The organism is Microcoleus sp. B3-D7 (assembly GCF_036705305.1).
Classification (GTDB): domain Bacteria; phylum Cyanobacteriota; class Cyanobacteriia; order Cyanobacteriales; family Microcoleaceae; genus Microcoleus.
On the sequence record NZ_JAUBUE010000016.1, the window covers coordinates 48,871 to 70,441 of the forward strand.

Genomic DNA, 21,571 nt, shown 5'->3' on the forward strand with positions numbered 1-21,571 from the left:
CAGACTCTTGTGGTGATAGATAAAGTGCTAAACCAGCAAATAGAGGAAGCGCGATCGCAACTAGCAGAACGCGACACTGAAATAGAGCAACTAAAATCTACAATCCAAAATCTAGAATCTAAACCGCCAGTACCGGAACAGCAGCCAGCACCCGCAATCGACCTACCGGAACAAGTGGGGGAAATTGTAAATTTCTTGAAACAATCACTCCCCCCAGATACAAAGTGGCCTAAGCGGATAATACCCGCGCTGAGGAAGTTTCTGGAAAAAGAGGAGGATTAGGTCGATCGTTCCCCAAACAAAAGCCCCCGACTTGCACCGGGGGTTTTTCAATGAAGGGTAATGAATAATTGGTAATTGGCAACGGGTGCTACCCCAATTAATCTTAGTGTAACGGCTGGGGAGTTAGAGCGATCGCTGAAGTCACCGATTTTCCGGTGCAACAGAGTCGATATCCCTTTCCCATGCCACTACATTAATTAATATTCGATGACCGTTAAATTTAAAATGAACACCAGCTTTAGCTCGATGATTGCGCGGGTTTAACCTAGCAGCACTCACAACTTTTCTCAATTTTGGTTCAGATTGGTTGAGAGCCACTGCTGCCAGCTTTAGCGGTTGAAATTCCTGCATTAACCCGTAGTTTCTGATAATTGCTTCAAGCGTTTCGACACGGCGGGTTAGTTGTTCAATTTCTGGATTTTTCATTTTAAAACACTTTTATTTGTTGAATCAGGTTTAGAGTTGATCGCGAGCAACGCCTTAAATGCCGATTGCTCCGACTGGCTCAGCGCTGCCCACACTTTGCGCCGATCGGCATGACCGCTGCTGCAAACTTCCTTGAGGATTGCTTGAATTTGCTTGGCAGTCTCGGTATCACCGCTAGCGATCGCCCCGCGCACAAACTCAACCAAATCCAGTTCGCAGTCATCAAACTGGTGGCGGTAAAGTTTGAGGATAGTGTCGCGTATTTCAGGCGGTTCAGATTGGGCCCAAAGTTCGACTGTTGCGCGATCGTACTTTCGACCGGGAAACAACAGGGGTTCTTCTGTGTAAGCAAATAATAATTTCTGAGCCTCTTCTATTGGTTGTGAGGCAATCCAACGCAGTTGATTTTTATCGCTGCGACTTATTGAAATCGACAGTTCTGAATTATTTAATGTCTCCATTAGATCCAGACCTCAACAAATTTTTAATCAGATTATCTTTGATCATGTTTTGAGTAATTATTTCGAGCAACAATTTACAGCACTCCTCTGTCGAAAGATTTGCGATTTGCTTTTGGTAAACTTGCAGCTTAAATTCTTGTTCAATTGTCAGCTCAAGGTTTAATTTTGGTAGCATTATTCCTCCTTTCATTCAATCCTGACAGTTAAAAATTAAATCATCGTCACTGCTTAAATCGTTGTTGTCTACAGTCTTAGTCCGTTTTTTACCTGTACCCTGTTGTTGACTGATGGTATTGTTAGTTGCTGCAAAAGCAGTTTTCTTTGCTTTTTTAGCAGCCAAAGATGCCTTACTTTTTTCCTGATAATCCAGCATTTGTGCAATATCTTCGGGCGTGGCTTTCCGGAACCGATGACCAAGCGGCGGGTTAAGAAAACACTCATCACACCAATTTGAATAAACGGTGTCTGTCGGCGGGCATTCTTCTCCGCAATGAATGCACTTTATTTTTGGTTTTACCAAAGAAAGAATTGTTTTAAGGCCAGGGGTTTTTTCCATTTTTTACTCCTCACTATTACTAGGGTTAGCTGCTTTATACAGTCGTCCAATCCTCGCAAGTTCTTCGCGAGTAAGTGCCGCCTTGATCTGGGCTTTCAGTTCCTCATTGCCGTTCCAGACTGCCTCAACCTCTGCCCATGTCTGGGCCGACTGAACTCTGAAAACTAATTGATCTAAATCTGTAGGATTTTCACCCACATCGCCCACATTGAAGTCGAAACCCTCATCCGTCAAGGGTTTGAGCGTGTGGGCGGTGTCGCCCTCAATAACACCCTCATTACCGCAGTCGCCCACATTAGAGGGGATTGCCGAAGTTGTTGTTGTGGGTGTTTGTGGGTGTGCAGGTATATCATTGAGGGCGGTTGTATTTCTTACTGGAAGGGGGTTTGAGGCTAATGTGGGCGTTGTGGGTTGTGGGCGAAGCATGAAGCTAATGCTCCGACCTTTCTTTTCAATCTCTCCGTATTGCAGCTCAACCAATTCAATAAACCACTCTTGTATTTGTTGACTTGTCGGTCTATACTTTTGCCCAAAGACTTGACCGACATCTCGCAAAGAAACCGTACCTCCTTTTCTTTCTGCCAGGTCTAATATTTTGACTAAATTGGGAGCAAGTGTTTCTGGTTCGCAAGATTCCATGTTCAAGCTCAAAGCTTGATCTGTTGTGAACATCACAAACTTAATTGCAGCCCGAACACAATCAGCCGAGATATTTTGTAAAGGTTCTGTGCTGTTGTGTGCAGCATTAATGCAATGCAAAATCGTCGCCAGCTTTCCAACTTTTTCAGCCGCTTTTCCTAGCATTGCCCTCATCCCTTGTTTAGGATGCGCTACCCTTTCCTCTTCGCAGTGATTGTAAAAATTGATAAAAAGTTTTCGCGCTTCTCGATCGAGTTCAAACTGCATTGCTGGTAGCGCATCTAAATTTTCATAAAGCGCTGTTAGCATGGGGGTCAGACTGATAAACGGTGCATTTTCGTGAAGCTTTGTTGCTGAAAGCGGTTGCTGCACGAAATCAAATCTTGCAAATTTACCGTTGGCATCGGAACCATCCCCGACAAATCCAGCGAGAACTTTTGGTTGAATGTTGCCAAAAATTGAAAGACTTAGATTGCGGACATTGGCTGATAAGCCACCAACACGAAGCACGATCGCGCCACCACCGCTCCAGTATTCGAGTAAATCCTCCTCGTCACTTCCTTTTCCCCCGCGATACTGATTTGCTGACTTGAATGCTCCGGCGAGTTCATCGCAAAGATAAAGCATTCCCTGTTCGGGGATTTTTTGAGCTTGAGAAACAATGCCTTCTCCTGTAGCTTTGGTAAAAATATAGGTTTTCTCAGTAGGTTCCTCTGGCTTTGGTTCATCCGAGTCCTTTGCTTTCAACCATGCCTGTAATTTAGCTTCGTAGTTTTCCTTGGCAAATTTATATTCAGCTTCGCTACGGGCTAAAAGCCTCTCCATGGGGTCTGTTATTATTGCTCGAATGACAGGCGTTTTCTTTTGGGAGCTTTCGGCCACTAGGGCTCCAAAATAGTTTGGGCGACACTTAAACTGACTTTGAGGGTACAGCATTGTGCTAGTACCGTTTTTTAACAAAGCGCCCGACTGAACTAAAAGCGCTAACAAATAACCTTCAGCTCTTAGATTTAATGTCTTTGCCAGCTTTTCGATCGGCTCTGCCAACGACTTAGGCAATATTTCCAAAAGACTAAGTTTCGCCGACTTGGACGCAAGCAACTGCTTCAGTTCAACGGCTGTGTCTGCACGAGAGTCCGCTTGCTGCTGTTCGCCAACTCTCTCTGTATAAATCTGCCGGATTTCTCGGATTCCGAATCCCGAAAAAGCTGCTATTTTATTCAATCCAACCGACAGCCTTGACCCGGTAACGCCGGACTTAATCTCAAAGTCGATCGCTTCTTCAATTGAATCTAGTGTTGCAGTGGCAGCTTCTTGAAGTGTTGAGGCTGACTCAATCTTCACGCTTTGCAAAAATCTCTTCTCTCCGATCGCCGCTGCGATATCGTCTGCCGATAACTTGTACTGTTCTACCCAGTCGGCAACGTCTAAGCCATGGTCTGAGGGTAAATTTCCCCAAACTTTTGATTCTGGGTATGGGTAAAGCCAAAGGGTGTCAGGGAAGTATCCAGCAACTTTTTCGGCGTGTTCAATTCCTTTTTTATCTCTGTCGGGAACTATTACAACAACTTTTGCACCCTGCAAATCCTGGGCATCGCTTTGAGTGAACTTGCCACCGCCACCAATATTAGTAGTTGCGGGAAGTCCAAGCTTCCAGAAAATGTCGGCGCACGGTTCCCCTTCGACTATGTAAGGGAGTTCACCTTTTGCGATCGCCTCTCTGACTTCGGCGTAACGGTAAATCGGAATATCGGCACGATTGACCCTATTTGGGTCATCTTTTTCACCTAACCCGCTCACCCACTTTTGCGTCTTGTTGTCCCAGCGTTCTTGCCAGATTCTCTTCTTGCCAGCACCGTCGTCTTGACGACCAACCCGTACCAGTCGCGAGCCGTCGCGAGCCGGATATTCCCAATAACGGGTTTGTTTGGGACGGATGCTTTTAGTGGTTGGTTCCTTGAAAACATAGACACCGCAGCGATTGTCTGAGCTTGCGCCATCAAAGTGCCAAACATCGGGCTGTTGAGTCTTGGCGTGGTCAAAGTTTTGATGGCACAAAACCATCTTGCCGTCGTGGCTGATGCGACAATCACCATCCTTAGTGCGTCCGCACACAGGACAAGGGTTAGATTTGCTGCTGTTGGTAAGTTTTTGGCTTGAGGCAGCATTGGCTGCTGGATTGTGTGGTGACATGGCCCTACCTGTGCGATAAATTCTCTAAATTTTTGTGGCGCTGGAATCCGGAAATTGATGTAAATGATGGACTTGGGGTGGCGTTAAGCGTCGTTTGAGCCATCAATGAGCGTTACTAGGATTTCAATTCCAATGTCTGCGAGTGCGTCGGCTGATAGCGAACCCATTAGGATGATGGCGGCCTGAAGTTGATCGTCAAATCTTTCGGCAAAGGGATGGAGTTTGATCAGTTGAGTGGATTCGCGAGCGCCGATTTGATTGCAGGCAATTTGAGCTACAGCAATTTTTTGAGGCCAGCTCAAGCCTTTGAGTAAAACCCGGAGGTGGCTGAGTGAGGCGCGCTCTTGAACGATCCGATCGGCGAGGTCGTTGTTTTCTGTGTTGGCAGTCGGGTTAGTGTGCATTTTTTGTCCTGGGGTGAGTGGGGAGAAAAGCGATCGCGCCTCTGTAACGCGACCGCAAAAACCATTAGTCAAATGCAATGAAAATCTCAGCGCGTCTAGGTGTTTTACATAGCAATCACCTCCTGAGCGAAATGGGCATCCCGCCGACCGCTTCTCGGTGGTGGCGGATTTCTAGGGGGGGAGAAAGCGATCGCTGGGTGAGGGCGATCGCTAAAAGCGAAGATATGAGATAAGGCTGTGTGATGGTTTTACTGTTTCATAGGCATCTCCAGTGGTGGGGTGAAAAACTTGTTATCGGCCGCTACCTCGGTAGGGAGTTGGCTTGGGATTTTTTCGGTACATATGCGGTATGCGGTGAGGGGTAATACCCCTGTTGGTAGATAACCCTGTTATTATCTACCCCTGCTGGTAGATACCCTTATTGCCAAACGGTGCAAACCGAGATACAAAAAGGAAAAGCTCTTGAACGACACAACGCCTAGCGATGCTAAAACCCGCAGGATTTACATAGCTTCGTTTTGGTTGTTATTTCTTCGGTGAGCGAACTTTATATTTGATGTAGGCAGGCCGTGGACGTCAATCACCGGCCTGTCTATTTTTGTTGTCCTTTACTAACACAGGTCAAAACGGCTAGCCAAATTGACCTGTCTTTTGATATTATGGCAGAAGAAAGGCTAAGTCAACCCCCAAAAACTAGGAAAATCAGTGTGTTACGACAACTACGAGAGAATGCAGGTTTAACGCGTGAGCAATTGGTAGCAAGGCTTGATAACCGAGTAGCGCTCAAAACCCTCCAGCGCTGGGAGATTTCTGGAAAGGAACCGGCCATGACTCGTGAGGACTGGCTCGATCTTTGTGAAGCTCTTAACGTGAGGTGGGAGGACCTGCCCCGCACTTTGGCAGGATTTGTGGATGAAGATCAGAGCTTAACAGCTTAAACATAAGAGTCAAATTGGCTAGTCAGTTTGACTCTTTTAATATATTATGAGGTAATACCGCCGAAACCCCTGAGAACTAGCGACCTCAATGACAACAATCAGCTCAAAACTAAAAAACAGGAGGGAATGACTAATGGAAAATGACTCTAGCCCCGAAGATTACTAACAAAAATTGGAGCAACAGTATAGTTCATCCGAAACTACTGTAAAGTTCCACTCTGGCGAATCAGTAGAAACAAGATATTGTCCTATGCACGAACAAGTCAGGGCGACTGCAAAAGTCCATTTTTTAATTCAGATGAATCCAATTAGTAGTGAGGTGGTGGATGGCGATATTTTCAGGAGAAACAAGCGGATATAACAAAGCCTTGGAATTAGTAAAGGCTCTTGAGCTGTCAGGCATTGATGCTTTTATTGGTGCAGGTGCAGTCGCTATAAACTGCAAACCAGATCAAGTTAACTTGGCTCGGCAGATTTGTACTGAATTGAGCGCTGTATTTAGGGAGGGCTATATCGGATCTGCACAGAATTTTTTATTAAAGTCAAAGGATGGAACCGATCTAGCGAGACGCGCAAAAGACGACGCGCACTCTGTTGCAAAAGAATGGGAATAGTGGTCGCGGTTTACAGGCAGACTCAGTAAATTCTGAAAGTCTTGAATAGAGGTAAAAAGTAGATGGCTAACACAAAATTAGGAGGTGCAAAATCAGCCGCTTGTAGAATTGGCTGCACCTTCCAAGAGTATTATCAAAAACGCCAATCGGGTTTTAAGTGGTGTTCGGCTTGTCAAACCTGGACACCACTAGCTTTTTTCAACAGAGATTCAGGAGCAATCGACGGCTTGAGCAACAAGTGCAAAAGTTGTACGCGAGCTAAAGACCGCCAGCGGTACAAACCTGTCCCACTCGATATGCGAAAACCGCGAGGTTTTGTCGCGCACCCTCCCCGGGACGGCGACAAACAGCAAGCTCGGAATCGGGTAAACCGGGAAGTTGCCAAGGGTAAATTGCCCCATGCTCGAACTGTGCCTTGCACCGACTGCGGGCACATTGGGAGCGACAGACTGCACGAATACGATCACTATTTGGGCTACGCAGCCATCAATCATTTAGCGGTGCAGTGCGTCTGCGTTCCGTGCCACAACAAACGCGAACAGCAACGGAGAAAACAGGAGGAACGATGAAACCTGAAGATAAGACGATCGCATACCAGCCCAAATTTGATGCCACCAACTTACATATTCCTGATTTAGTTGCTATTTTGCGAGTTTCTAAAAGCCTGGAAGCCGGAGGACGTCAGCCATTGGTAAATACTTTGATTGTGTCTGGGAATGCAGATGATCTGACTCCGCCAGTGCGAGTCAATGAGCTGATACACGAGTTCTTCTATGGGAACTGCAAAAGTTTTGCAGCGAAGTGGCAAGAAATTGTGAATATGGGCGACGCTGAACTATTAGAATTTTTGCGACAAGCAGAGGAAGCTTTAGGGCTTTCCGAGAGAGAGTTGAAAGTTATGGAGGTAAAGGAGTGAAATTTAGATTTCCGTTAAACAATCAACACGTCATCGGGTTTAAAGGTGAAATTCCTTATTTGGGAATTGATACCGATGAAATTGTTTCTTTTCATTTGACTGCTCAAAACGAGTTGCAGTTGTGGTTCAGGGGGATTCCCAGTTCAGTAACCATTACTGAAGACCTGCTAGGTCAAGCGTATTTCAAAGATTTGCTGACTTTGGTTTGTAGTGATTTCCAGCACATTGACAATGCCAAGCCTCGCATTTCTCTACTTGCAGATTTACGTAAACCGCTCAACATCGATCAGTAATTCATTGAAATGCCCCGCAGTGCAGCAAACACTCGGGGTCGATCATTATTCAATCCAGGCACGGAGAACAACGATATGACTAATATATCAGGAAATCTGCACAAAGAGGGCCTAACCCCTCCGGTTGTGGAACCAGAAGAATTTGACCCCGTAGAACTCCTTTTCAAAGCTCAAAACCGATTCAATTGGAGCCTCGAACAATTTGCGATTAGTTTTGGCTGGGAGGTTAGCACAATCCAAAAGTGGAAAGAGAGGCAGAAGTTTTCAAGGCAAGCAAGAATCAGGGCAGCTACTCTAAAACGTGAGTGGGAGAGAGATTACGGCTTTTGACGCCGACATTTTTAAAGTATCGATTTTTTATCGTTGACCCCTCCAAGCGAGGGGTTTATTGTTGGTTCAAAAGAAGGAGAAGATTTAATGCTATTGCACCAGATTCTTATTCAACAACGCTTGTCACAACCATTTCCGAAAAAACACTTGGTTGTCGTTCACCGTGCCGACAATCCCGATGTGACGATTGAAGCCCTTGGTCACAATCCTCAAGACGCCGCCGATCGAGTCCATCGAAATGCCCGAACCTATGGCTACGCTGATGCCATTTGCGTCACGCCCGCCCCAGAGGAACCCGCACCCGATCGGGGAAACGGACGATAATTTTTTTTGATTTAACCACTGAACATCGAACGCTGAACATCACCGAAAAACACAAAAACAATGTTCACCGCAGTCTCTGAAGTGCAGACGGGACGGCAAGTTAAAGCCCTCGCACTTCGTTCAGTCAATCCCGAATGGGGGCGTCGAGATTTCTGTAAAGTCCAGCTCCGGCGATCGTGGGTCACTGTCAACGAATGGGACAAGTTGCTTGCTTTTACTCTTGACGACTATCTGACCGACCCCGCAACGGGTGAATATCTCTGGGCGCCTAGACAGGCTTGGAATGCTCATCAGCAATGGGTACTCAAAAAGGTTAAAAAGTGGATGTCGCGCACTCCAAAGCCAACATACACCGAACTAGAAGAGCATTTAGCCAGCAATCAGCACTTGTACAATCACCAACAATTTTGGAAAGAATTTGAGGAATTTTATGCGACTAAGCGAGCTTGCGAAAACACTGAACACTCCAGTACAGGAACTCATGGGGCGGGCTAAAAAGTCCAACCTGAAAATCAACCACGACACCCAATTAACGCCCGAACAAATCGCCCAACTTAAGAAAGTTGAGGAAGTACCGATCGCCCGTCCACAGCTTCCCGGTCAAAGTGAGATTGACCAACCATTGCCCTCAAATGAGCAAATGGTCGCCACCGAAGAACAGACTCCCGCTCAGTCGATCGCCGCTCAATCCCACGCCCAACTGACGCAATCTCGGCAAGCCAAAAACGCCCAAGCAAGCAACCTGTTTCAAGCTGCTGTACAAGCTGAATATGCCAGCGGACAAGACCGTGGTTTGCTGTTGGGACTAGCCAATGAACAAGGTGCTGTAGATGCCTACATGGCAGTTACTCAAGCCTTTGCTGATGTCGGTCAAGCCGATCTAAATATTCAAGCAACCGATCGCGCTAACTTCTTGTCACAGGACAACAGCGTATTGGGGGAGTTGCGGAATCCTTGCAGGAGCTATTCAGAGAGCGAGGATTTATTGGCAAAAGCTCGATCGGGTGCAACGGCAGTTCAAACCGATTTGAATCAAATCCTGAGCGACTTGCACGGCAAATCGTCACCCTCTGCGACAAAGAGCGAGTAAGTTTAGTGTTTTTGATTAACACTGACCCGAATTCAATCAGGAGAAAACAGATGCTGAAATGGTTACAAGGTTTATTCGCCCCGCAGTCTGAGAGGTCAATCGAAGCGGTTTTGTGTATGACCGGATATTGCTAATTAATTCAAAACAGGAGACTTAAACAATGCCAAGAATTATCAATGGTCAGTTTTTTGAAGACGGCAAGCCCGGAACCCGCATCATCAATACCGAGGGCGGGAACTACACCGAGAAGATTGAAGGCGACTTCATTCAGGGCAACGTTATCAACTATACTCCTAAGCCAACTCCTCAACGCAAAGATTACTCACAGGACGGCGAGACGATTGATGTTGAGGCTGTGGCAGAAGATAAAGAAAAAAGCGGGTTGGCTAAGTTTTTTAAACTCTTTCTTTAGAAAGACAGGACTATTACATCAATTCAAAGGAGCAAGATGCTTTCACGAGTTATTCAACACAACCCAATGTCTCCAATTCTTCGCAAGAACTTGGGAGAAAGTGGATTAAACAATGTCGCTAATTGCACAGATGAAGAAGTTCATCAAAGCTCCCTAGATGCTAAAAAATGGCAAGAGCAGTCTCGCCGATCTAAAGTGTTTGTCCAAAATCAAAAAAAGATTATGGACTGTAAAAAAAAGCTTGAAGAATTAGCACTTGAGCTTTTGAAATACGGATTAAAGACTGACGAAGAAATCACAGATTATATTGCCAGCGGTATTGAAGAAGGAGCTAAATACAAAGCTGCTGTCTTGTACCGCATGGAAAAAGCGCGACTCAATGTGCTTAAAACAGAAGCCCAGTTTGTTGCTGACATGGGAATTGCTGGAGTTAAGGCTGGCGGTGAAATTGAGTTAATTGCTACTCGCTACGGCATTGAGGTTGCTTTTCTTCAGAAAGGATTCAAGCTTCAGGCTGGGTCATTCCGATCGCAACTTCAAGCCAGTGCCGACGCCAAAAATCAAGAAGCAGTCGCCCGCCAACAGCAAGAAGCTTATTGGCGTGGTGAGTCCACTAGCTTTAGCGGTGGCAAGAAGTCTCTAGGTGGTGGCGGACTATTTCAATCGATTTCCAAGTCTTTATCGTCGTGGTTCAAGGTCTGATTATGCAGTTTGGAAAAGAGTATGTTCGTCGCCAATGGGATAATCAAATTATTGTCAGGGTTCCGGCAGGCACTGAAATTAGTGAGTCCGAAAACTTTTTTGGAAACGTCATAGTTCAGGTTAACACGCCTGTTACGAAAAACTTAGGTAGTGAAATCTGCCTCAGTCAAGAAGAATTTGAAGAATACGTGGAGTAGATATATGGACGGAGTTTTGGAAGGTTACGCCGCTTATGAAACTTGGGAAGCTCAACAGCCAAAGCCGCAAGTTTTGACTGCTGAGCAAGGCCAAAAACGAATCGCTTTTTCACAAGCTGCTTACAAGATAGCGCACTTCGGATTGCTGGCTAGTGGTACGGCTACCGCTGTATTGATTTTTCGGATGGTTCCGTGGTTGTCGTTTGGCAGTTTCGCATTGCGGGTAATTGCGATCGCCATTGTTGGTCGCGAAGCAATTTTTGGGATTGACGAGGAGCGCCCCGGATATCAGGCAGCGGCGGTTGCTATTGCGATCGGTTCTGCTGCTGGGGAATGGGATGCAATTCTTGCGATTATAAGCGCAGTTGCTGACTTTTTGAGTATGTATGGTGGTTCGATCGTTTTAGGGCTGTTAATGGTCGCTATTTTGGCTATGTGGGTAATAGGAGGACGTCATGTCCAGCAGGCTTAAAATCTCTCTTGCGCTATCAGTTGGAGTTTGCGGATTGATACTGGCTGGTGCTAACTTGCCAGTTGATACTCAGTTAACAATCCGCACTAAGCTAGGCAAGCGCACGCAACCCCACTGGATTGTCCCCGCTGACAGTAAGGTTGTCAAAACGGAAGGTGGTTCCGGCTTGATTAGATTGTTTGGTGGCTTAGTAGGTTGTGTAGGTTTTGGTATTGCGATGCACCTTGCTGGAACCGACGAACGACAACAGGTTTTGTTCTGGCAGAAGCAAGGGGCGATCGACAGCATCCAGATAAAAGAACATGAAGCAACTGCCGAAATCTATGCTGGTGCAAGGCTTAAAAAGCTACAAATGGAAGCTCAGGCAGACGTTGACTACCACTCATTACAAATTCAGCAAAAATTCAGGGAGGCGATCGGCTGGAAGCCTATAGCACAGCAGTCAATACTGCCTTACGGAAAGCCAGGGACACTTGAGGAGATAATAAATCCCGGCGATAAAGTGGAAGCAACAACAACACCAGTGATTGAGTCAAATCCCAACCTTGACATCTCCCGACAAATAGCAACCAAAATCTTAAATTCGCTAGCTGGCATCAATACTTCAATTTTTCTAGCGGCTCCTACCCGGTGCGGAAAAACTCACACCCTGCACAAGTGGCTGGCTGACCTGATAACTCGATTTCCAAGAGCTAGTTTATACGTGATTTCCCAAAAGTACGAAGATTTCCCCGGAGTCTCTAGCAACAGATTGACCGTGTTTGATGCCATGCTGCCGGAAGAGTCGATGAATTTTTTGGATGAAGTTTACGAAAAATTGTTAGAGCGTAAGTCCAAACCTGCAACAGAAGAAACTTACCGCGATTATCCGGTCAAGCTAATACTTGAGGATTGGTTTGCGACCCATCAATGCTTAGTCCAGAAAAAAAATGCACAACTGTGGGAATCCGTCGCCGCTAAATTGGGAATGATTGCAACGGTTGGTGGTCAGTATAACGTCGGTTATTTCATCTGCACCCAGTCATTTAACATTGCCTCTAGCGGTGTTGCCGACTCAAATATTCGGCTTAACCTAGCATTGTTAGCGCAAGGCTTGGTACGGACTACTAGCAATGATGAAGAGCAAGGTTCTTATGGTGTAATTGAGCAAATGATTAATAACTCAAATGTCATTGCAGGCAAGGAAACACGAGACAGATTGGCGTCAGATTTGAGCTTGCTAATCCCTATTTCAATGGCTGAGCAAACCCCAATAATTCTCTCAACTATTGGTAATCCTGTACTAGGGTTAATGCCTAAAATTGAGGTACACAGCGCACCAGCCGCACCATCTCTTGCACCCGATAGCACCGACACCACACCATCGTCCACACCATTACTGGACAAGGCTTTCAGCGATTCGCACCAACCGCACCATCCCATCCCTCAAGGCTGGCGGGTGGCATCCCCAGCCGATATTACTCCTGTGGTGCGTGGCGTAATTGTGGCTTGTATTCGCGCAGGCTGGGGACAAACAAAAACTATTCAAGAAGTATTCGGGATAACCAAGTCGGGCAACAATCCTAATTACGATTTGGCTCGCGAAGTGTTTCAGCAAATTAGCAATGAAATCAACTAGCTATAAAACCGCGTTTACAGAGCGAGTCCCGGCGACAATCAAAAATGGGTAAAAGCGCGAGAACGCCTTCATAAAGTGTTGGATGCTTACAATATCCAATATCAAGTTAGAAGTAAATCAGAAGTTGAAATTTAATTCGTCACACAAAAACTAATTGGAAAATCGCCATGAAACCACAAGACTTTAACGCACCTAAGCAACACCCTTTTGGAATGCTAGCTGGATTGGGCTTGTCGCATACTAGCGAATGCGAGTCGATGCTTGTTTGGCTATTGACCAAATGTATTGAGCAAAATTCTTGGGATGCTGTGACCACAACGCACCGCCATCCAAACTTGGTGCAAGCGGGATTGGTAGAGGAAGTTGGCGAAAAACAATACAAGCTGACCACCAAGACTAAAGGACTGCTATATAGCTATTATGGGAAAGAATAATTTAATGAAGTAAATCTGAAATTGAAGTTTAACTAAAAAACGTGAAAAACAATTGTAACAAATATGAAATATTCTGATTTACCAGAAAAAGTGCATGATGCCAAAACAGAAGCCGCAGTGGACGCTATCAATCTCTTAGTGTATGACAAATCTTTAGGCTCAGCAACTGTACACGAAATAACAGCTAATCAACGCAACGTGGAACCCGGTTTAGTAAAAGGCTTTGTTAGAGACGTAATAAGAAAAAGATACGGCCATGAGTAAAAATAACCAACAAAATCACGCCGTCCCCGGCTACGTCTATTTAATTTACGACCCCGCCGTGCAACTCTACAAAATAGGGTTATCCCGATCGCCCGCAACCCGACTGCGATACCTCAAACAATCCTACGGCACTCAATTAAAACTGTTGCAAGTTGTCTGGACGTTCAATATGCTGTTTGTAGAACAATTGCTGCACAAACAGTTTAAATTGGTGAGAACGTACCGGGGTAAGGTTGATGGCGGTACGGAATGGTTTGCGTTTGATTGGTGGACTGTGCCGTATGCCAAAGCCTGTTTGGTGGGTAAATGCTGGGCAGTTAATGGTTGTTATGTGTTGGGCGCGATCGCGTTGATCGGTCTGATTGTTGTTGTAATTTCTGGAGTAATTTAAATGAGCCGCAAAATTCTAAGACTGTATATTGATAAAAACAGCGTTAAGCCAGAATTTATTCCGGTGTTGGCTAATAACGTACACGAGATAATCCAGAAAATGCTGTTTGAGATTTACAAAAAAGTCAATTTAGAATTTGCCCAAAATCCCGAAAATTTAAAAAAATATTTAGAATTTATACCGGAACTGTCAGATTGGGAAAAGCCAACTGATGAAGAATTAATGGAATTGACAAGACAGGAAGAAGTATCATTTGAAAGCGAAAGCGGTTTAGCTGCGGGGGGCTGGAAATACGCAGTGCGCGACGAACCGAACTGCGTAAGCGCAACGCTTGAAATTTACAGCAAAAGTCATATCCCAAGTATGGTTGGCAGTTCTTGGCAGTCAATGGGCAAAGATTATGGATTTAAAATTTCGGAAGAAGTTGTTGCAGATTAGAAAAAGGAGCAAGCAATAGTTCCCTTCAGGCAATCAGCGTGATATTTTTGCCTGAAAGACCTCCTTTCGGGGGAAGTGGCCAGCATTAGGGTGCGAAAAGTATTTTGCTTGATGCCAGCGTCAAACACCTTGATCTGGGAAGCAGTATCGAAAAAGACTCGATCACCGTTTGCGCTTGTGCTGATTTGCACCCATTGCTGCTGACCCTGAGCTTGAACCGCAGTCGCAACGGTAAAGCTCAATATTGACGCTGTGATCGCTCTGATTATTGATTTGTGCATATTGGTTGCCTTGACTTGGTTGACACACTAAAAGTCTATGCCTAAGCCAGGACTTCAGACATCAGTGAATCTAGGCAGGCGGCGGAGTGACATTAGAGCCACCTCTGGGTGGAGTTCGTTTTTCGGGGGGATCTGACTTTGTGGGTTGGTAGCCACCAAATCGTTGTGGCTTTGCCTTGGGTTCTTCTGCGGGAGTTTCGGAAGGTTCGATTCTTGAGAAGTCGCTTCCTCCGATTCTTCCGCCTGTGCGCCTGTCGTTAGTCATCTTTGTCTCGTTTGTATCCCTTTGTATCGTGAGCTGAAATCATGCCTACCAAATTTCATCTTCTGCCACCTCAATCTGGTGCAAATAATCAGCTAACCCGCCAGACCTTAAAATTTTCACAGGTGCGGTAATCTCTCCGCCTTTGACCGCCGCCATATTTACTGCCAATGTCGCAGGTCGCTTAGTCGGCCGCGCAAACTTGCTCAACACAGCGCTGATTTTGGCTTTAGCTGCTGCGGCAATTCGTTCGTTGTCGGGCGCTGTTTTGCTACCGTAATCGGTTACGGCGACATCCGGTAAAGCTGTTACCAGAGTAGTTTCTGCGTTCTCGTCACCGATCGCACTTTCAATCCCCGCAGTCGGCTCTAGCCCACTTGCCCCGGTTTGCGTTAAAGCACTTTCTTCCTGACCCTGTAAAGCTTGCAACTCCTGGCCATGCCCAAACTCGGCTTTGCTTTTAAGCGCTTCGGGCAAAGCCGACTGAATCTTTTGCAGCGCGATCGCCACTTCCTCGACCGCTACCGATTGGCGCGGCACCATCCAAGAATCAATTACCGGAGATTGCACCCCAAGTGCCGACTGTCGCTCCCACTCCGATCGCCGGAACATCACCTGTGATTTGATCGACTCCCACACTGCCGCCATTTCCTTCGGTCGGGCGATCGTCTGTGCGGCTTTCCGCGCCGCTTCTTGCGGGGTTGTGCCGGGACGCGAGAGGTAATCTTGCTCCAGACACTGAACGGCGATCGTACACGCCACACCGGGCGCAATTTCCCATTCACGCTGCTCAGACGTGCCCAGAGGAATACCTGCCTTAAACTCTTTCCAGTAAGTGCAGGGTTTGCCAGTGTTCAGGTTTTTGACGATCGTAAACGCCCAAGCTACCGGAGATTTGCGCCCCAGTCGTTTGCCTAAATCTTCTAACTGGGAATGGAATTCTCGCAGGTCGTTGGGTACGATCGACTCAAAACCGAGCGCGCCGGCGGAACTTTTACCCTCATGACTAGACCTCTGGTTTGACGAATAATCTTGTTTGATGTTGCTACGGAGTGGGTTGTCTCTGCTTGCGTCCAGATTTTCCTTTTCTAAAATTTCAATCCAACCTCCCTCTCTCTCTAAATTCTGAATAACTACAGTTGAAATAGTATCTTGATATGATTTGCGGACAGACGACAAATCGATATGTTCAGTTTCGACAAATCGATTTGTTAAAAAATGACAAATCGGTAGTGACAGGCTTTTCAGCAGCTCAGTCAGCTTATCTTGGTTAATGGTGTAATACTTGCAGTGATCCCATTTTGTGGCCCTCAGCTTGTTGCTGATGACCAAACCTAGCTGTTCCAACTTGGCGAATATCCTTCTGATTTTGTACGGAGATAGGAAAGGGAAATTGCTCAACCAGTCGATCGCCTTGCCGTGATCTTCCGCCCGTTGCTGTTTTTCTGAGTTCCGACACTTAATCGGATTTCTGATCCACTTTTGCCCGTTGGCTTGCGTCCCTGTTAGTTTTGGGTTTTGCAGGCAATAGTAGAGTTGTTGAAGCACGGTTGCTTCTTCAAGTCCGATCGCTGTGGCGAGTATGCGCGGTAGCGGGATTGAGTTTTGTTCGAGTAAGAATTGCGATGGCATGGTATTGTATTTTTGGAAAAGTTCAAAGAGTAGGATTTGCGAACTTGCCATTTATCAGCCCTGAACACTTCTACTGTTCGGGGTTGATTGTTTTGATGAACGTTAGTCTTCTAAAACCGAGAGCAGGCGTATCGCCAGATATCCAGGGCGATCGTATCTTTGGCCGGTACGATCGGGTCTTTATCTGCACGTTCTAGAGGGACGTTTTGGATAAAAGTACCTTGGCGGTTTACCAAGTCAATCTCGGACAAAGCTAGAGTTCCCTTAAGACAGTCAGCGCTGTATTTCTGCCTAAAAGATCGCCTTGTCGCGGAACCAGCTAAGACTAGAGTTCGGAAAGTGTTTCGCTTGTATCCAGCATCAAACAACTGAACTTGCGAGGAGAGATCGAAAAAAACTCGATCGCCGTTCTCGCTTTTTGTTATTTCTACCCATTGCGACTGTTGAGCTTGAACTGCTATCGCAACGGTAAGGCTTAATACTGCGGCTGTGATTATTTGGATTGATTTGTGCATTTTGTTGACATCGGCTTAGTTGACACACTAAAAGTCTATGTCTAAGCCAGAACTTCAGATGCGATCGCGTACAGAGCCTCTAGCATTCCATCAACTTCTATTTGGTCTAACGGCTTGCGGCCGCTGCGCCGGCATCGAGCTTTCACGTCGAATTTGTAGCGGTAATACAGTTCCAGATAAAGCTTGTCCCAGATTGCAGAGTATGCGGCATTGCTGCGCCTAACGCAATTGCGGACGATCATATTAATTCGACCGCGAGTAGGGATTTCTGCAGGCGTGTCTGCGGACAGAGGAAGGGCTTTCAGTTCTTCCTCTGCTTGCTCTTTGTTGGCGACCAGTTCATCTAAGACTTGAAAGTGCTGCTTGAGTTGCCGTTCCTGCTCTACCATCTGCTGAGCAATTTCTGCCAGCATCTCCATTCTGGTTTGAGGTGCCGGCGACACTGAGTATGTTCCTGTTTTGCGGATACTAGGTAAGACTTCAGCCGTTACCCATTTTTTGAACTTTTTAGCCTGTGGTTTGGTTGAGCCAAAAATGCAGGCGTACAGACCGGACTCATTGACCAAGGAAACCTTGAAAGTATTGTCGCTAAAGGATTCCGTCATTTTGACGGAATCCAATTTTTGCGGGTTTATTGTTTGCTTGTCTTCTTCGTCAACCAGTTTTAGCATCATTGACGGGTCTGCATATTCCAATACTGTTGCCACATCTGCTGCGACAAACCAGGACTCGTTGCTTAGGGTTACAAGGCGAACTCTTTGAGCCTCAAAGTTGAAGATGGTTAGATCATTCATTTTGTTTTTATGGGGGTTGACCGATCCCTGGATGTTCGCGCATCGCAGGGTTTTTATTTTTGATGACAGTTATTGCGTGCTAGTGAATTCTCCTTATTTACTGAAACAATGCTACTCAGTGTAGTAAATTGGAGATATAATGTCAACCACAGGTAATAAAATATTATCTAAATATTACGAAAAGGGGACGCCAATGATTCCGCTTGAATATGTCGCTAGAATATCGTGGACTGAGGAGCTTGGAGCCAGACTTAAGCGACTTAGGGGTAAAACATCTAGGCGAGCACTCGCCGAAAAACTAACTGCCGCAAACTATGATTACAGCCATCAATATCTTCAAAAAATTGAGGACGGCAGAGCTTTAACTGTACCGCTAGACTTGGTTTTGGCGATTTGTGAAATTTTAGAGATTCGCCTAGGTCAAATTCTACCCGTAGCTAATCTGGACTACCCCGAAGAATTTACTACTGGGGGTTGACATTACTACTAAAAGTAGTTATATTGGTTTTACAAGCAAAAGCGGCCTGCACCCACTCGTCGAAAAGTAATGCAGACCGCCCGCTTAACCGCCCCCTTTTAAAGGGGCATCCCCAAAGAGCCAAGACTCAATAGAGACATCATTATTATGACACTCGCAGCGCTCAAACCCCAAGCCCCCGCCCAAGTAATCTGGCAAGATGCCACACCCGAATGCCAAGTGGGAGATGTAATCCGCAAACCCTACGCCCCGATCGCCCTCGTAGTCGGCAAAGAAACCCTGAAAAACGGCCGCACTTGCTTGATCGTGACTTTCCCGAACTGCCGCGATCGCCACACAGAAGAATGGGTTGTAGGCGAAGTAGCAGCCCCAGTAGTTGAAGAGTCAGTCGAAGTCGAAGCGCCAGCAGCCAGCGCACCCGCCTACACCGCTGAAATGCTCAAAACCTTAACTTGGAATCAAATTCAAAAACTGCACACCAGCCTCGGCTTGAAAGCAACCGCCAAATCGCGCACCCGCCGCGACTATGAAGTTCGGATTTTAGCTCAATCATCCTTGACCGCGACAACTGACGACGCACCCCCAAATCGAGGCGATAACGGGCGCGGACGGGTGACTGCATTGACCGCTTTGCCGGAGGCTACGATCATATTACCCCACGCGATAAAGCCAAAGGCTGACGATAATTTCATGACAGCTTTTACGAAAGAGAGTGAAGGCGATCGTAAATTCAACGATTTAACCTATCTGACCCAATTGGAAATGGAGGCTCAATTGGCTGTTGAGCGAACTGTGATTGGTTCAGAAGAAGAAGCGACTGCCTACACTCATTTATGGCAGATTGAACGAGATATTGAGTTCTATAATCGCCCAGAATCTAAACCGCAACCTTCCCCCGTAATCCAACAACTAGAAACACAAATGAAAGAACTCAAAAAAGATGTCCTGAGCTTGTTCAAGATTACCCCTTTTGACTCGTCCATTCTGTCCACACACGACGAACATTTAGACGAGCAACCACCGACGGAAGAGGCGGAAGGAACTATTCATTGGCGGACGCCTCTTGAAGGGACGATCGTAGGCAAGAAAGGCGCAACCCGTCCTTTTTATATCCGCAACGATGAGATTTTTATCATTATTAACGCGGGATTTACCGCTTCTGAAACCAAACATCCAAATGTGCGACACCAACAAATCAGGGCAGCCATTGAAGCTGGACGCAGTTTCGATCCCAAAATGTACAAACAGTACGCCTGTTTTGCACGAGAGACAGAAAATTACAACGGAAAGGGTCGTATCAAACAAGGACAGGATGGCCGCTGGTGGGCATGGTCTATTTGGAGTAAAACTGGCACTGGTCATCCATTTTTCTCAAGGGAAATTGCGATCGGCTATCTAGATAAAATGGCTCAGCACCACCAACTTGCAAGACAAAGCGCAACTTGCGCGAAGTAGTGAATTTGCTCAGTGCCAGCGGGAGCGGTAAAACGGCTGGTAGAACTAAATCAAATAAACTCTGCACAAGTACAAATGAATTTCGCACTGGACAAAAACGAAGCGACAAGACGGATGCAGGCAAGACAAAAGAAAAGTGTTGTCTGGACTTTAAAAGACATGACAGTAGAGTGGCAAATCATTCCTGCTACCCAAGCTAGGAATTGGGACGGTTCTCCCGCAGGTCAAGGAAACGATCCTCACCAAGAAATTTTGTCAAGAATGGTCTTAAAAAAAGGCTGTCACCCTCGGTTTACTAATTGGTGGTAACTGTCCTCGCCAACCAGCGGTAAGGCCGAACAGAACCGCAACAATCAAACAAAAAACAAACCGAACTAAACCAAATCTAAAACCCATGACTAAACAAACAGAAAATCAACGCTCTACCTTTTCAGTCTTCGGAAGCAAAGCCGCCAACGAGTTGCTCGTTCCAGAAATCCCGATCGCAGTTCGCAACAATTGCCAATCGGGACAGTGGACAATTGGGGACACGGACTACGGTTCCAAATGTTCAATGACAATTCTCAAATTTTCTAAGTTCTTCGGTGCTCTCGGTCAAACCGAACACACGTTGTGGGGGCAGCTTTGGTTCATTGCCGAAAGCGGCGAATTGCCACAAGGAACGGTAATGGTTACATACATCAAAAACCGCAGCTTAAATGATTTCAATCGCTTAGTGGCTTCTGTTCAATCTAAAGGGGTTGAGCCAGCCACAGGGGTTTTTGTTCCTGAGTTTGTCAAACATAGCGGTCAGAAACCAGACGACAGTGGCGTAGTTAAGCCAGTTAATTACTACAGCTTAAAGTGGTTGTGGCAAGAGCGTAAAGACTGGGCAATTATTGACCAAGCCGCAGCAATTCTATCTGATGCTAGTTGCCAGTCAAAAATGGTTGATTGGGATGGGACAAAGGCTATGCAGTGCCTCGACAACCTCTCGCCACAAGAAGCTGCATACATTATGCGTGGTGACACTTACTCTCAGCCAGCGTTTGCAGCCGTTGACGACGTGCTAGACGTTCCCGCGCTACCGTCCGCTAGCTAGTTTACCCAAGGCTAGGTAGTTAATTTCTACCTAGCCGATCGCACTTCACAGCAATGCAATACCCAACAGTTGAAATCCCCGACAATCTACCAGAGGGCGTACAAGAGCAAGTCGCTTATTTTCTCGCTGATTACCCCAAGAGCGGCCCCGCACTAGCTCAACGCTATCTCCAGATCTGCGAGAGACTATAAACGCTTACCAACTCAATCGGGTGTTTACAGTCCCCTGTTTTCGAGATTGGAAAATATACCACATATTAGTTTTGTTTGGGGAGTATACCGGGTATCACTCACTCCGGTTGATTTACCCTGCAAGCAAGCAGCGCGGTCAGGAGGGGCGGGCCAGCCCAGCTACCCCTCCTGACCCACGATTCATCCTTCTACTATTAAACCTTTATACTCAGCCTTTGTTGTTTGGTATTTTCGAGGTTTGTTACAATCTTGCGCTTTTAATTGTAGCGCTCGCTTAGTGGGTTCTGATTTAATCAATTAGACAACTGTAAAACAACTGTAAAACACTGTGAAATATTTGTAAGACAGTAAACCAAGCGCGTGACACACGAACTTCGTGTCCTCTGCCGGACGGGTAGGCGGCTATTTTTCCGACGAGCTGAAAGTAATTTTTTGTTTTAGCAAAAATTTAGTAGCCCGTCGGAAAAATCCCGCTAGGGCTTTAGGCG

Annotated in this window: 35 protein-coding genes; 24 read left to right on the top strand and 11 right to left on the bottom strand. The window is 46.2% G+C overall.

Going from position 1 to position 21,571, the window contains the following annotated elements:
* The first annotated feature begins 24 nt into the window (after positions 1 to 24).
* Positions 25 to 282, top strand: a complete 258-nt coding sequence (locus QUB25_RS13550; RefSeq protein WP_333183719.1) for a hypothetical protein — start codon at positions 25 to 27, stop codon at positions 280 to 282.
* Positions 283 to 423: 141 nt separating this feature from the next.
* Here QUB25_RS13550 and QUB25_RS13555 read toward each other — a convergent pair whose 3' ends face one another.
* From QUB25_RS13555 to QUB25_RS13580, 6 genes are all read right to left on the bottom strand, one after another.
* Positions 424 to 708 carry a hypothetical protein gene (locus tag QUB25_RS13555; RefSeq protein ID WP_333183720.1) on the bottom strand — a complete coding sequence of 95 codons (285 nt, stop codon included), beginning with the start codon at positions 706 to 708 and terminating at the stop codon, positions 424 to 426.
* A complete protein-coding gene (locus QUB25_RS13560) occupies positions 705 to 1,169 on the bottom strand; it encodes a hypothetical protein (protein ID WP_333183721.1) in 465 nt (154 codons plus the stop codon). Before QUB25_RS13560 ends, QUB25_RS13555 begins: the two co-directional genes overlap by 4 nt.
* On the bottom strand, positions 1,153 to 1,359 hold the full coding sequence (locus tag QUB25_RS13565) for an NblA/ycf18 family protein (protein ID WP_333183722.1): 207 nt from the start codon (positions 1,357 to 1,359) through the stop codon (positions 1,153 to 1,155). Before QUB25_RS13565 ends, QUB25_RS13560 begins: the two co-directional genes overlap by 17 nt.
* Complete coding sequence (locus QUB25_RS13570) at positions 1,360 to 1,725, bottom strand: hypothetical protein (RefSeq protein ID WP_333183723.1); 366 nt, start codon at positions 1,723 to 1,725, stop codon at positions 1,360 to 1,362. It abuts the gene before it with no gap.
* A 3-nt stretch (positions 1,726 to 1,728) separates the two neighbouring features.
* Entirely contained in the window at positions 1,729 to 4,557 is a 2,829-nt protein-coding gene (locus QUB25_RS13575; RefSeq protein WP_333183724.1) for a DUF3987 domain-containing protein, read from the bottom strand.
* An 83-nt stretch (positions 4,558 to 4,640) separates the two neighbouring features.
* Positions 4,641 to 4,961, bottom strand: coding sequence for a hypothetical protein (locus QUB25_RS13580; RefSeq protein ID WP_333183725.1), 321 nt, complete (start codon positions 4,959 to 4,961; stop codon positions 4,641 to 4,643).
* A gap of 77 nt (positions 4,962 to 5,038) precedes the next feature.
* Here QUB25_RS13580 and QUB25_RS13585 point away from each other — a divergent pair, with 77 nt between their 5' ends.
* From QUB25_RS13585 to QUB25_RS13675, 19 genes are all read left to right on the top strand, one after another.
* Positions 5,039 to 5,194 carry a hypothetical protein gene (locus QUB25_RS13585; protein WP_333183726.1) on the top strand — a complete coding sequence of 52 codons (156 nt, stop codon included), beginning with the start codon at positions 5,039 to 5,041 and terminating at the stop codon, positions 5,192 to 5,194.
* A gap of 336 nt (positions 5,195 to 5,530) precedes the next feature.
* Positions 5,531 to 5,899: a helix-turn-helix transcriptional regulator gene (locus tag QUB25_RS13590; protein WP_333183727.1), complete on the top strand. Its 369-nt coding sequence runs from the start codon at positions 5,531 to 5,533 to the stop codon at positions 5,897 to 5,899.
* 326 nt (positions 5,900 to 6,225) lie between these two features.
* A complete protein-coding gene (locus tag QUB25_RS13595; RefSeq protein WP_333183728.1) occupies positions 6,226 to 6,513 on the top strand; it encodes a hypothetical protein in 288 nt (95 codons plus the stop codon).
* Between the two features lie 62 nt (positions 6,514 to 6,575).
* Positions 6,576 to 7,082: a hypothetical protein gene (locus QUB25_RS13600; RefSeq protein WP_333183729.1), complete on the top strand. Its 507-nt coding sequence runs from the start codon at positions 6,576 to 6,578 to the stop codon at positions 7,080 to 7,082.
* Positions 7,079 to 7,429 (top strand): hypothetical protein, encoded by a 351-nt coding sequence (locus tag QUB25_RS13605; protein WP_333183730.1) that lies wholly within the window; start codon positions 7,079 to 7,081, stop codon positions 7,427 to 7,429. Before QUB25_RS13600 ends, QUB25_RS13605 begins: the two co-directional genes overlap by 4 nt.
* Positions 7,426 to 7,722 carry a hypothetical protein gene (locus QUB25_RS13610; RefSeq protein WP_333183731.1) on the top strand — a complete coding sequence of 99 codons (297 nt, stop codon included), beginning with the start codon at positions 7,426 to 7,428 and terminating at the stop codon, positions 7,720 to 7,722. Before QUB25_RS13605 ends, QUB25_RS13610 begins: the two co-directional genes overlap by 4 nt.
* A 75-nt stretch (positions 7,723 to 7,797) precedes the next feature.
* Positions 7,798 to 8,052 carry a hypothetical protein gene (locus QUB25_RS13615; protein WP_333183732.1) on the top strand — a complete coding sequence of 85 codons (255 nt, stop codon included), beginning with the start codon at positions 7,798 to 7,800 and terminating at the stop codon, positions 8,050 to 8,052.
* A gap of 87 nt (positions 8,053 to 8,139) precedes the next feature.
* Positions 8,140 to 8,376, top strand: coding sequence for a hypothetical protein (locus QUB25_RS13620; protein ID WP_333183733.1), 237 nt, complete (start codon positions 8,140 to 8,142; stop codon positions 8,374 to 8,376).
* A 60-nt stretch (positions 8,377 to 8,436) separates the two neighbouring features.
* Positions 8,437 to 8,871 (top strand): hypothetical protein, encoded by a 435-nt coding sequence (locus QUB25_RS13625; RefSeq protein ID WP_333183734.1) that lies wholly within the window; start codon positions 8,437 to 8,439, stop codon positions 8,869 to 8,871.
* Positions 8,858 to 9,466: a hypothetical protein gene (locus QUB25_RS13630; protein ID WP_333183735.1), complete on the top strand. Its 609-nt coding sequence runs from the start codon at positions 8,858 to 8,860 to the stop codon at positions 9,464 to 9,466. Before QUB25_RS13625 ends, QUB25_RS13630 begins: the two co-directional genes overlap by 14 nt.
* Positions 9,467 to 9,626: 160 nt before the next feature.
* On the top strand, positions 9,627 to 9,878 hold the full coding sequence (locus QUB25_RS13635) for a hypothetical protein (RefSeq protein ID WP_333183736.1): 252 nt from the start codon (positions 9,627 to 9,629) through the stop codon (positions 9,876 to 9,878).
* A 66-nt stretch (positions 9,879 to 9,944) separates the two neighbouring features.
* The gene (locus QUB25_RS13640; RefSeq protein WP_333183737.1) at positions 9,945 to 10,580 is read left to right on the top strand and encodes a hypothetical protein; all 636 of its coding nucleotides are present in this window, start codon (positions 9,945 to 9,947) and stop codon (positions 10,578 to 10,580) included.
* Between the two features lie 2 nt (positions 10,581 to 10,582).
* On the top strand, positions 10,583 to 10,777 hold the full coding sequence (locus tag QUB25_RS13645) for a hypothetical protein (protein WP_333183738.1): 195 nt from the start codon (positions 10,583 to 10,585) through the stop codon (positions 10,775 to 10,777).
* A gap of 4 nt (positions 10,778 to 10,781) precedes the next feature.
* Positions 10,782 to 11,249 (top strand): hypothetical protein, encoded by a 468-nt coding sequence (locus QUB25_RS13650; RefSeq protein ID WP_333183739.1) that lies wholly within the window; start codon positions 10,782 to 10,784, stop codon positions 11,247 to 11,249.
* Positions 11,233 to 12,867, top strand: a complete 1,635-nt coding sequence (locus tag QUB25_RS13655) for a hypothetical protein (RefSeq protein ID WP_333183740.1) — start codon at positions 11,233 to 11,235, stop codon at positions 12,865 to 12,867. The genes QUB25_RS13650 and QUB25_RS13655 overlap by 17 nt, the downstream gene beginning before the upstream one ends.
* Before the next feature lie 167 nt (positions 12,868 to 13,034).
* Entirely contained in the window at positions 13,035 to 13,301 is a 267-nt protein-coding gene (locus tag QUB25_RS13660; RefSeq protein WP_333183741.1) for a hypothetical protein, read from the top strand.
* 63 nt (positions 13,302 to 13,364) lie between these two features.
* Complete coding sequence (locus QUB25_RS13665) at positions 13,365 to 13,565, top strand: hypothetical protein (RefSeq protein WP_333183742.1); 201 nt, start codon at positions 13,365 to 13,367, stop codon at positions 13,563 to 13,565.
* Positions 13,558 to 13,956 carry a GIY-YIG nuclease family protein gene (locus QUB25_RS13670; protein ID WP_333183743.1) on the top strand — a complete coding sequence of 133 codons (399 nt, stop codon included), beginning with the start codon at positions 13,558 to 13,560 and terminating at the stop codon, positions 13,954 to 13,956. The genes QUB25_RS13665 and QUB25_RS13670 overlap by 8 nt, the downstream gene beginning before the upstream one ends.
* Positions 13,957 to 14,394 carry a hypothetical protein gene (locus QUB25_RS13675; RefSeq protein ID WP_333183744.1) on the top strand — a complete coding sequence of 146 codons (438 nt, stop codon included), beginning with the start codon at positions 13,957 to 13,959 and terminating at the stop codon, positions 14,392 to 14,394.
* Here QUB25_RS13675 and QUB25_RS13680 read toward each other — a convergent pair.
* The 5 genes from QUB25_RS13680 to QUB25_RS13700 form a co-directional block, all read right to left on the bottom strand.
* Positions 14,391 to 14,675 (bottom strand): hypothetical protein, encoded by a 285-nt coding sequence (locus QUB25_RS13680; RefSeq protein WP_333183745.1) that lies wholly within the window; start codon positions 14,673 to 14,675, stop codon positions 14,391 to 14,393. The two genes, QUB25_RS13675 and QUB25_RS13680, sit on opposite strands and share 4 nt — an antisense overlap.
* A gap of 70 nt (positions 14,676 to 14,745) precedes the next feature.
* Positions 14,746 to 14,940 (bottom strand): hypothetical protein, encoded by a 195-nt coding sequence (locus tag QUB25_RS13685; protein WP_333183746.1) that lies wholly within the window; start codon positions 14,938 to 14,940, stop codon positions 14,746 to 14,748.
* 45 nt (positions 14,941 to 14,985) lie between these two features.
* On the bottom strand, positions 14,986 to 16,569 hold the full coding sequence (locus tag QUB25_RS13690) for a hypothetical protein (protein ID WP_333183747.1): 1,584 nt from the start codon (positions 16,567 to 16,569) through the stop codon (positions 14,986 to 14,988).
* A gap of 110 nt (positions 16,570 to 16,679) precedes the next feature.
* Positions 16,680 to 17,084, bottom strand: a complete 405-nt coding sequence (locus tag QUB25_RS13695; protein ID WP_333183748.1) for a hypothetical protein — start codon at positions 17,082 to 17,084, stop codon at positions 16,680 to 16,682.
* A gap of 41 nt (positions 17,085 to 17,125) precedes the next feature.
* Positions 17,126 to 17,878, bottom strand: coding sequence for a BRO family protein (locus QUB25_RS13700; RefSeq protein WP_333183749.1), 753 nt, complete (start codon positions 17,876 to 17,878; stop codon positions 17,126 to 17,128).
* Positions 17,879 to 18,017: 139 nt separating this feature from the next.
* Between QUB25_RS13700 and QUB25_RS13705 the strand changes: the two genes are divergently transcribed.
* From QUB25_RS13705 to QUB25_RS13720, 4 genes are all read left to right on the top strand, one after another.
* Entirely contained in the window at positions 18,018 to 18,356 is a 339-nt protein-coding gene (locus QUB25_RS13705) for a helix-turn-helix transcriptional regulator (RefSeq protein WP_333183750.1), read from the top strand.
* A 147-nt stretch (positions 18,357 to 18,503) separates the two neighbouring features.
* Positions 18,504 to 19,811, top strand: a complete 1,308-nt coding sequence (locus QUB25_RS13710; protein ID WP_333183751.1) for a hypothetical protein — start codon at positions 18,504 to 18,506, stop codon at positions 19,809 to 19,811.
* Between the two features lie 75 nt (positions 19,812 to 19,886).
* A complete protein-coding gene (locus QUB25_RS13715) occupies positions 19,887 to 20,120 on the top strand; it encodes a hypothetical protein (protein ID WP_333183752.1) in 234 nt (77 codons plus the stop codon).
* Between the two features lie 85 nt (positions 20,121 to 20,205).
* Positions 20,206 to 20,892, top strand: a complete 687-nt coding sequence (locus QUB25_RS13720; RefSeq protein ID WP_333183753.1) for a hypothetical protein — start codon at positions 20,206 to 20,208, stop codon at positions 20,890 to 20,892.
* Positions 20,893 to 21,571 lie beyond the last annotated feature (679 nt).

Excerpts from the sequence above, each read along its gene's own strand:
- QUB25_RS13555 (WP_333183720.1), bottom strand. The coding sequence starts at position 708 with ATGAAAAATCCAGAAATTGAACAACTAACCCGCCGTGTCGAAACGCTT.
- QUB25_RS13560 (WP_333183721.1), bottom strand. The coding sequence starts at position 1,169 with ATGGAGACATTAAATAATTCAGAACTGTCGATTTCAATAAGTCGCAGC.
- QUB25_RS13565 (WP_333183722.1), bottom strand. The coding sequence starts at position 1,359 with ATGAAAGGAGGAATAATGCTACCAAAATTAAACCTTGAGCTGACAATT.
- QUB25_RS13570 (WP_333183723.1), bottom strand. The coding sequence starts at position 1,725 with ATGGAAAAAACCCCTGGCCTTAAAACAATTCTTTCTTTGGTAAAACCA.
- QUB25_RS13575 (WP_333183724.1), bottom strand. The coding sequence starts at position 4,557 with ATGTCACCACACAATCCAGCAGCCAATGCTGCCTCAAGCCAAAAACTT.
- QUB25_RS13580 (WP_333183725.1), bottom strand. The coding sequence starts at position 4,961 with ATGCACACTAACCCGACTGCCAACACAGAAAACAACGACCTCGCCGAT.
- QUB25_RS13585 (WP_333183726.1), top strand. The coding sequence starts at position 5,039 with ATGAAAATCTCAGCGCGTCTAGGTGTTTTACATAGCAATCACCTCCTG.
- QUB25_RS13595 (WP_333183728.1), top strand. The coding sequence starts at position 6,226 with ATGGCGATATTTTCAGGAGAAACAAGCGGATATAACAAAGCCTTGGAA.
- QUB25_RS13600 (WP_333183729.1), top strand. The coding sequence starts at position 6,576 with ATGGCTAACACAAAATTAGGAGGTGCAAAATCAGCCGCTTGTAGAATT.
- QUB25_RS13605 (WP_333183730.1), top strand. The coding sequence starts at position 7,079 with ATGAAACCTGAAGATAAGACGATCGCATACCAGCCCAAATTTGATGCC.
- QUB25_RS13615 (WP_333183732.1), top strand. The coding sequence starts at position 7,798 with ATGACTAATATATCAGGAAATCTGCACAAAGAGGGCCTAACCCCTCCG.
- QUB25_RS13620 (WP_333183733.1), top strand. The coding sequence starts at position 8,140 with ATGCTATTGCACCAGATTCTTATTCAACAACGCTTGTCACAACCATTT.
- QUB25_RS13625 (WP_333183734.1), top strand. The coding sequence starts at position 8,437 with ATGTTCACCGCAGTCTCTGAAGTGCAGACGGGACGGCAAGTTAAAGCC.
- QUB25_RS13630 (WP_333183735.1), top strand. The coding sequence starts at position 8,858 with ATGGGGCGGGCTAAAAAGTCCAACCTGAAAATCAACCACGACACCCAA.
- QUB25_RS13635 (WP_333183736.1), top strand. The coding sequence starts at position 9,627 with ATGCCAAGAATTATCAATGGTCAGTTTTTTGAAGACGGCAAGCCCGGA.
- QUB25_RS13640 (WP_333183737.1), top strand. The coding sequence starts at position 9,945 with ATGTCTCCAATTCTTCGCAAGAACTTGGGAGAAAGTGGATTAAACAAT.
- QUB25_RS13645 (WP_333183738.1), top strand. The coding sequence starts at position 10,583 with ATGCAGTTTGGAAAAGAGTATGTTCGTCGCCAATGGGATAATCAAATT.
- QUB25_RS13650 (WP_333183739.1), top strand. The coding sequence starts at position 10,782 with ATGGACGGAGTTTTGGAAGGTTACGCCGCTTATGAAACTTGGGAAGCT.
- QUB25_RS13655 (WP_333183740.1), top strand. The coding sequence starts at position 11,233 with ATGTCCAGCAGGCTTAAAATCTCTCTTGCGCTATCAGTTGGAGTTTGC.
- QUB25_RS13660 (WP_333183741.1), top strand. The coding sequence starts at position 13,035 with ATGAAACCACAAGACTTTAACGCACCTAAGCAACACCCTTTTGGAATG.
- QUB25_RS13665 (WP_333183742.1), top strand. The coding sequence starts at position 13,365 with ATGAAATATTCTGATTTACCAGAAAAAGTGCATGATGCCAAAACAGAA.
- QUB25_RS13670 (WP_333183743.1), top strand. The coding sequence starts at position 13,558 with ATGAGTAAAAATAACCAACAAAATCACGCCGTCCCCGGCTACGTCTAT.
- QUB25_RS13675 (WP_333183744.1), top strand. The coding sequence starts at position 13,957 with ATGAGCCGCAAAATTCTAAGACTGTATATTGATAAAAACAGCGTTAAG.
- QUB25_RS13680 (WP_333183745.1), bottom strand. The coding sequence starts at position 14,675 with ATGCACAAATCAATAATCAGAGCGATCACAGCGTCAATATTGAGCTTT.
- QUB25_RS13685 (WP_333183746.1), bottom strand. The coding sequence starts at position 14,940 with ATGACTAACGACAGGCGCACAGGCGGAAGAATCGGAGGAAGCGACTTC.
- QUB25_RS13690 (WP_333183747.1), bottom strand. The coding sequence starts at position 16,569 with ATGCCATCGCAATTCTTACTCGAACAAAACTCAATCCCGCTACCGCGC.
- QUB25_RS13695 (WP_333183748.1), bottom strand. The coding sequence starts at position 17,084 with ATGCACAAATCAATCCAAATAATCACAGCCGCAGTATTAAGCCTTACC.
- QUB25_RS13700 (WP_333183749.1), bottom strand. The coding sequence starts at position 17,878 with ATGAATGATCTAACCATCTTCAACTTTGAGGCTCAAAGAGTTCGCCTT.
- QUB25_RS13705 (WP_333183750.1), top strand. The coding sequence starts at position 18,018 with ATGTCAACCACAGGTAATAAAATATTATCTAAATATTACGAAAAGGGG.
- QUB25_RS13710 (WP_333183751.1), top strand. The coding sequence starts at position 18,504 with ATGACACTCGCAGCGCTCAAACCCCAAGCCCCCGCCCAAGTAATCTGG.
- QUB25_RS13715 (WP_333183752.1), top strand. The coding sequence starts at position 19,887 with ATGAATTTCGCACTGGACAAAAACGAAGCGACAAGACGGATGCAGGCA.
- QUB25_RS13720 (WP_333183753.1), top strand. The coding sequence starts at position 20,206 with ATGACTAAACAAACAGAAAATCAACGCTCTACCTTTTCAGTCTTCGGA.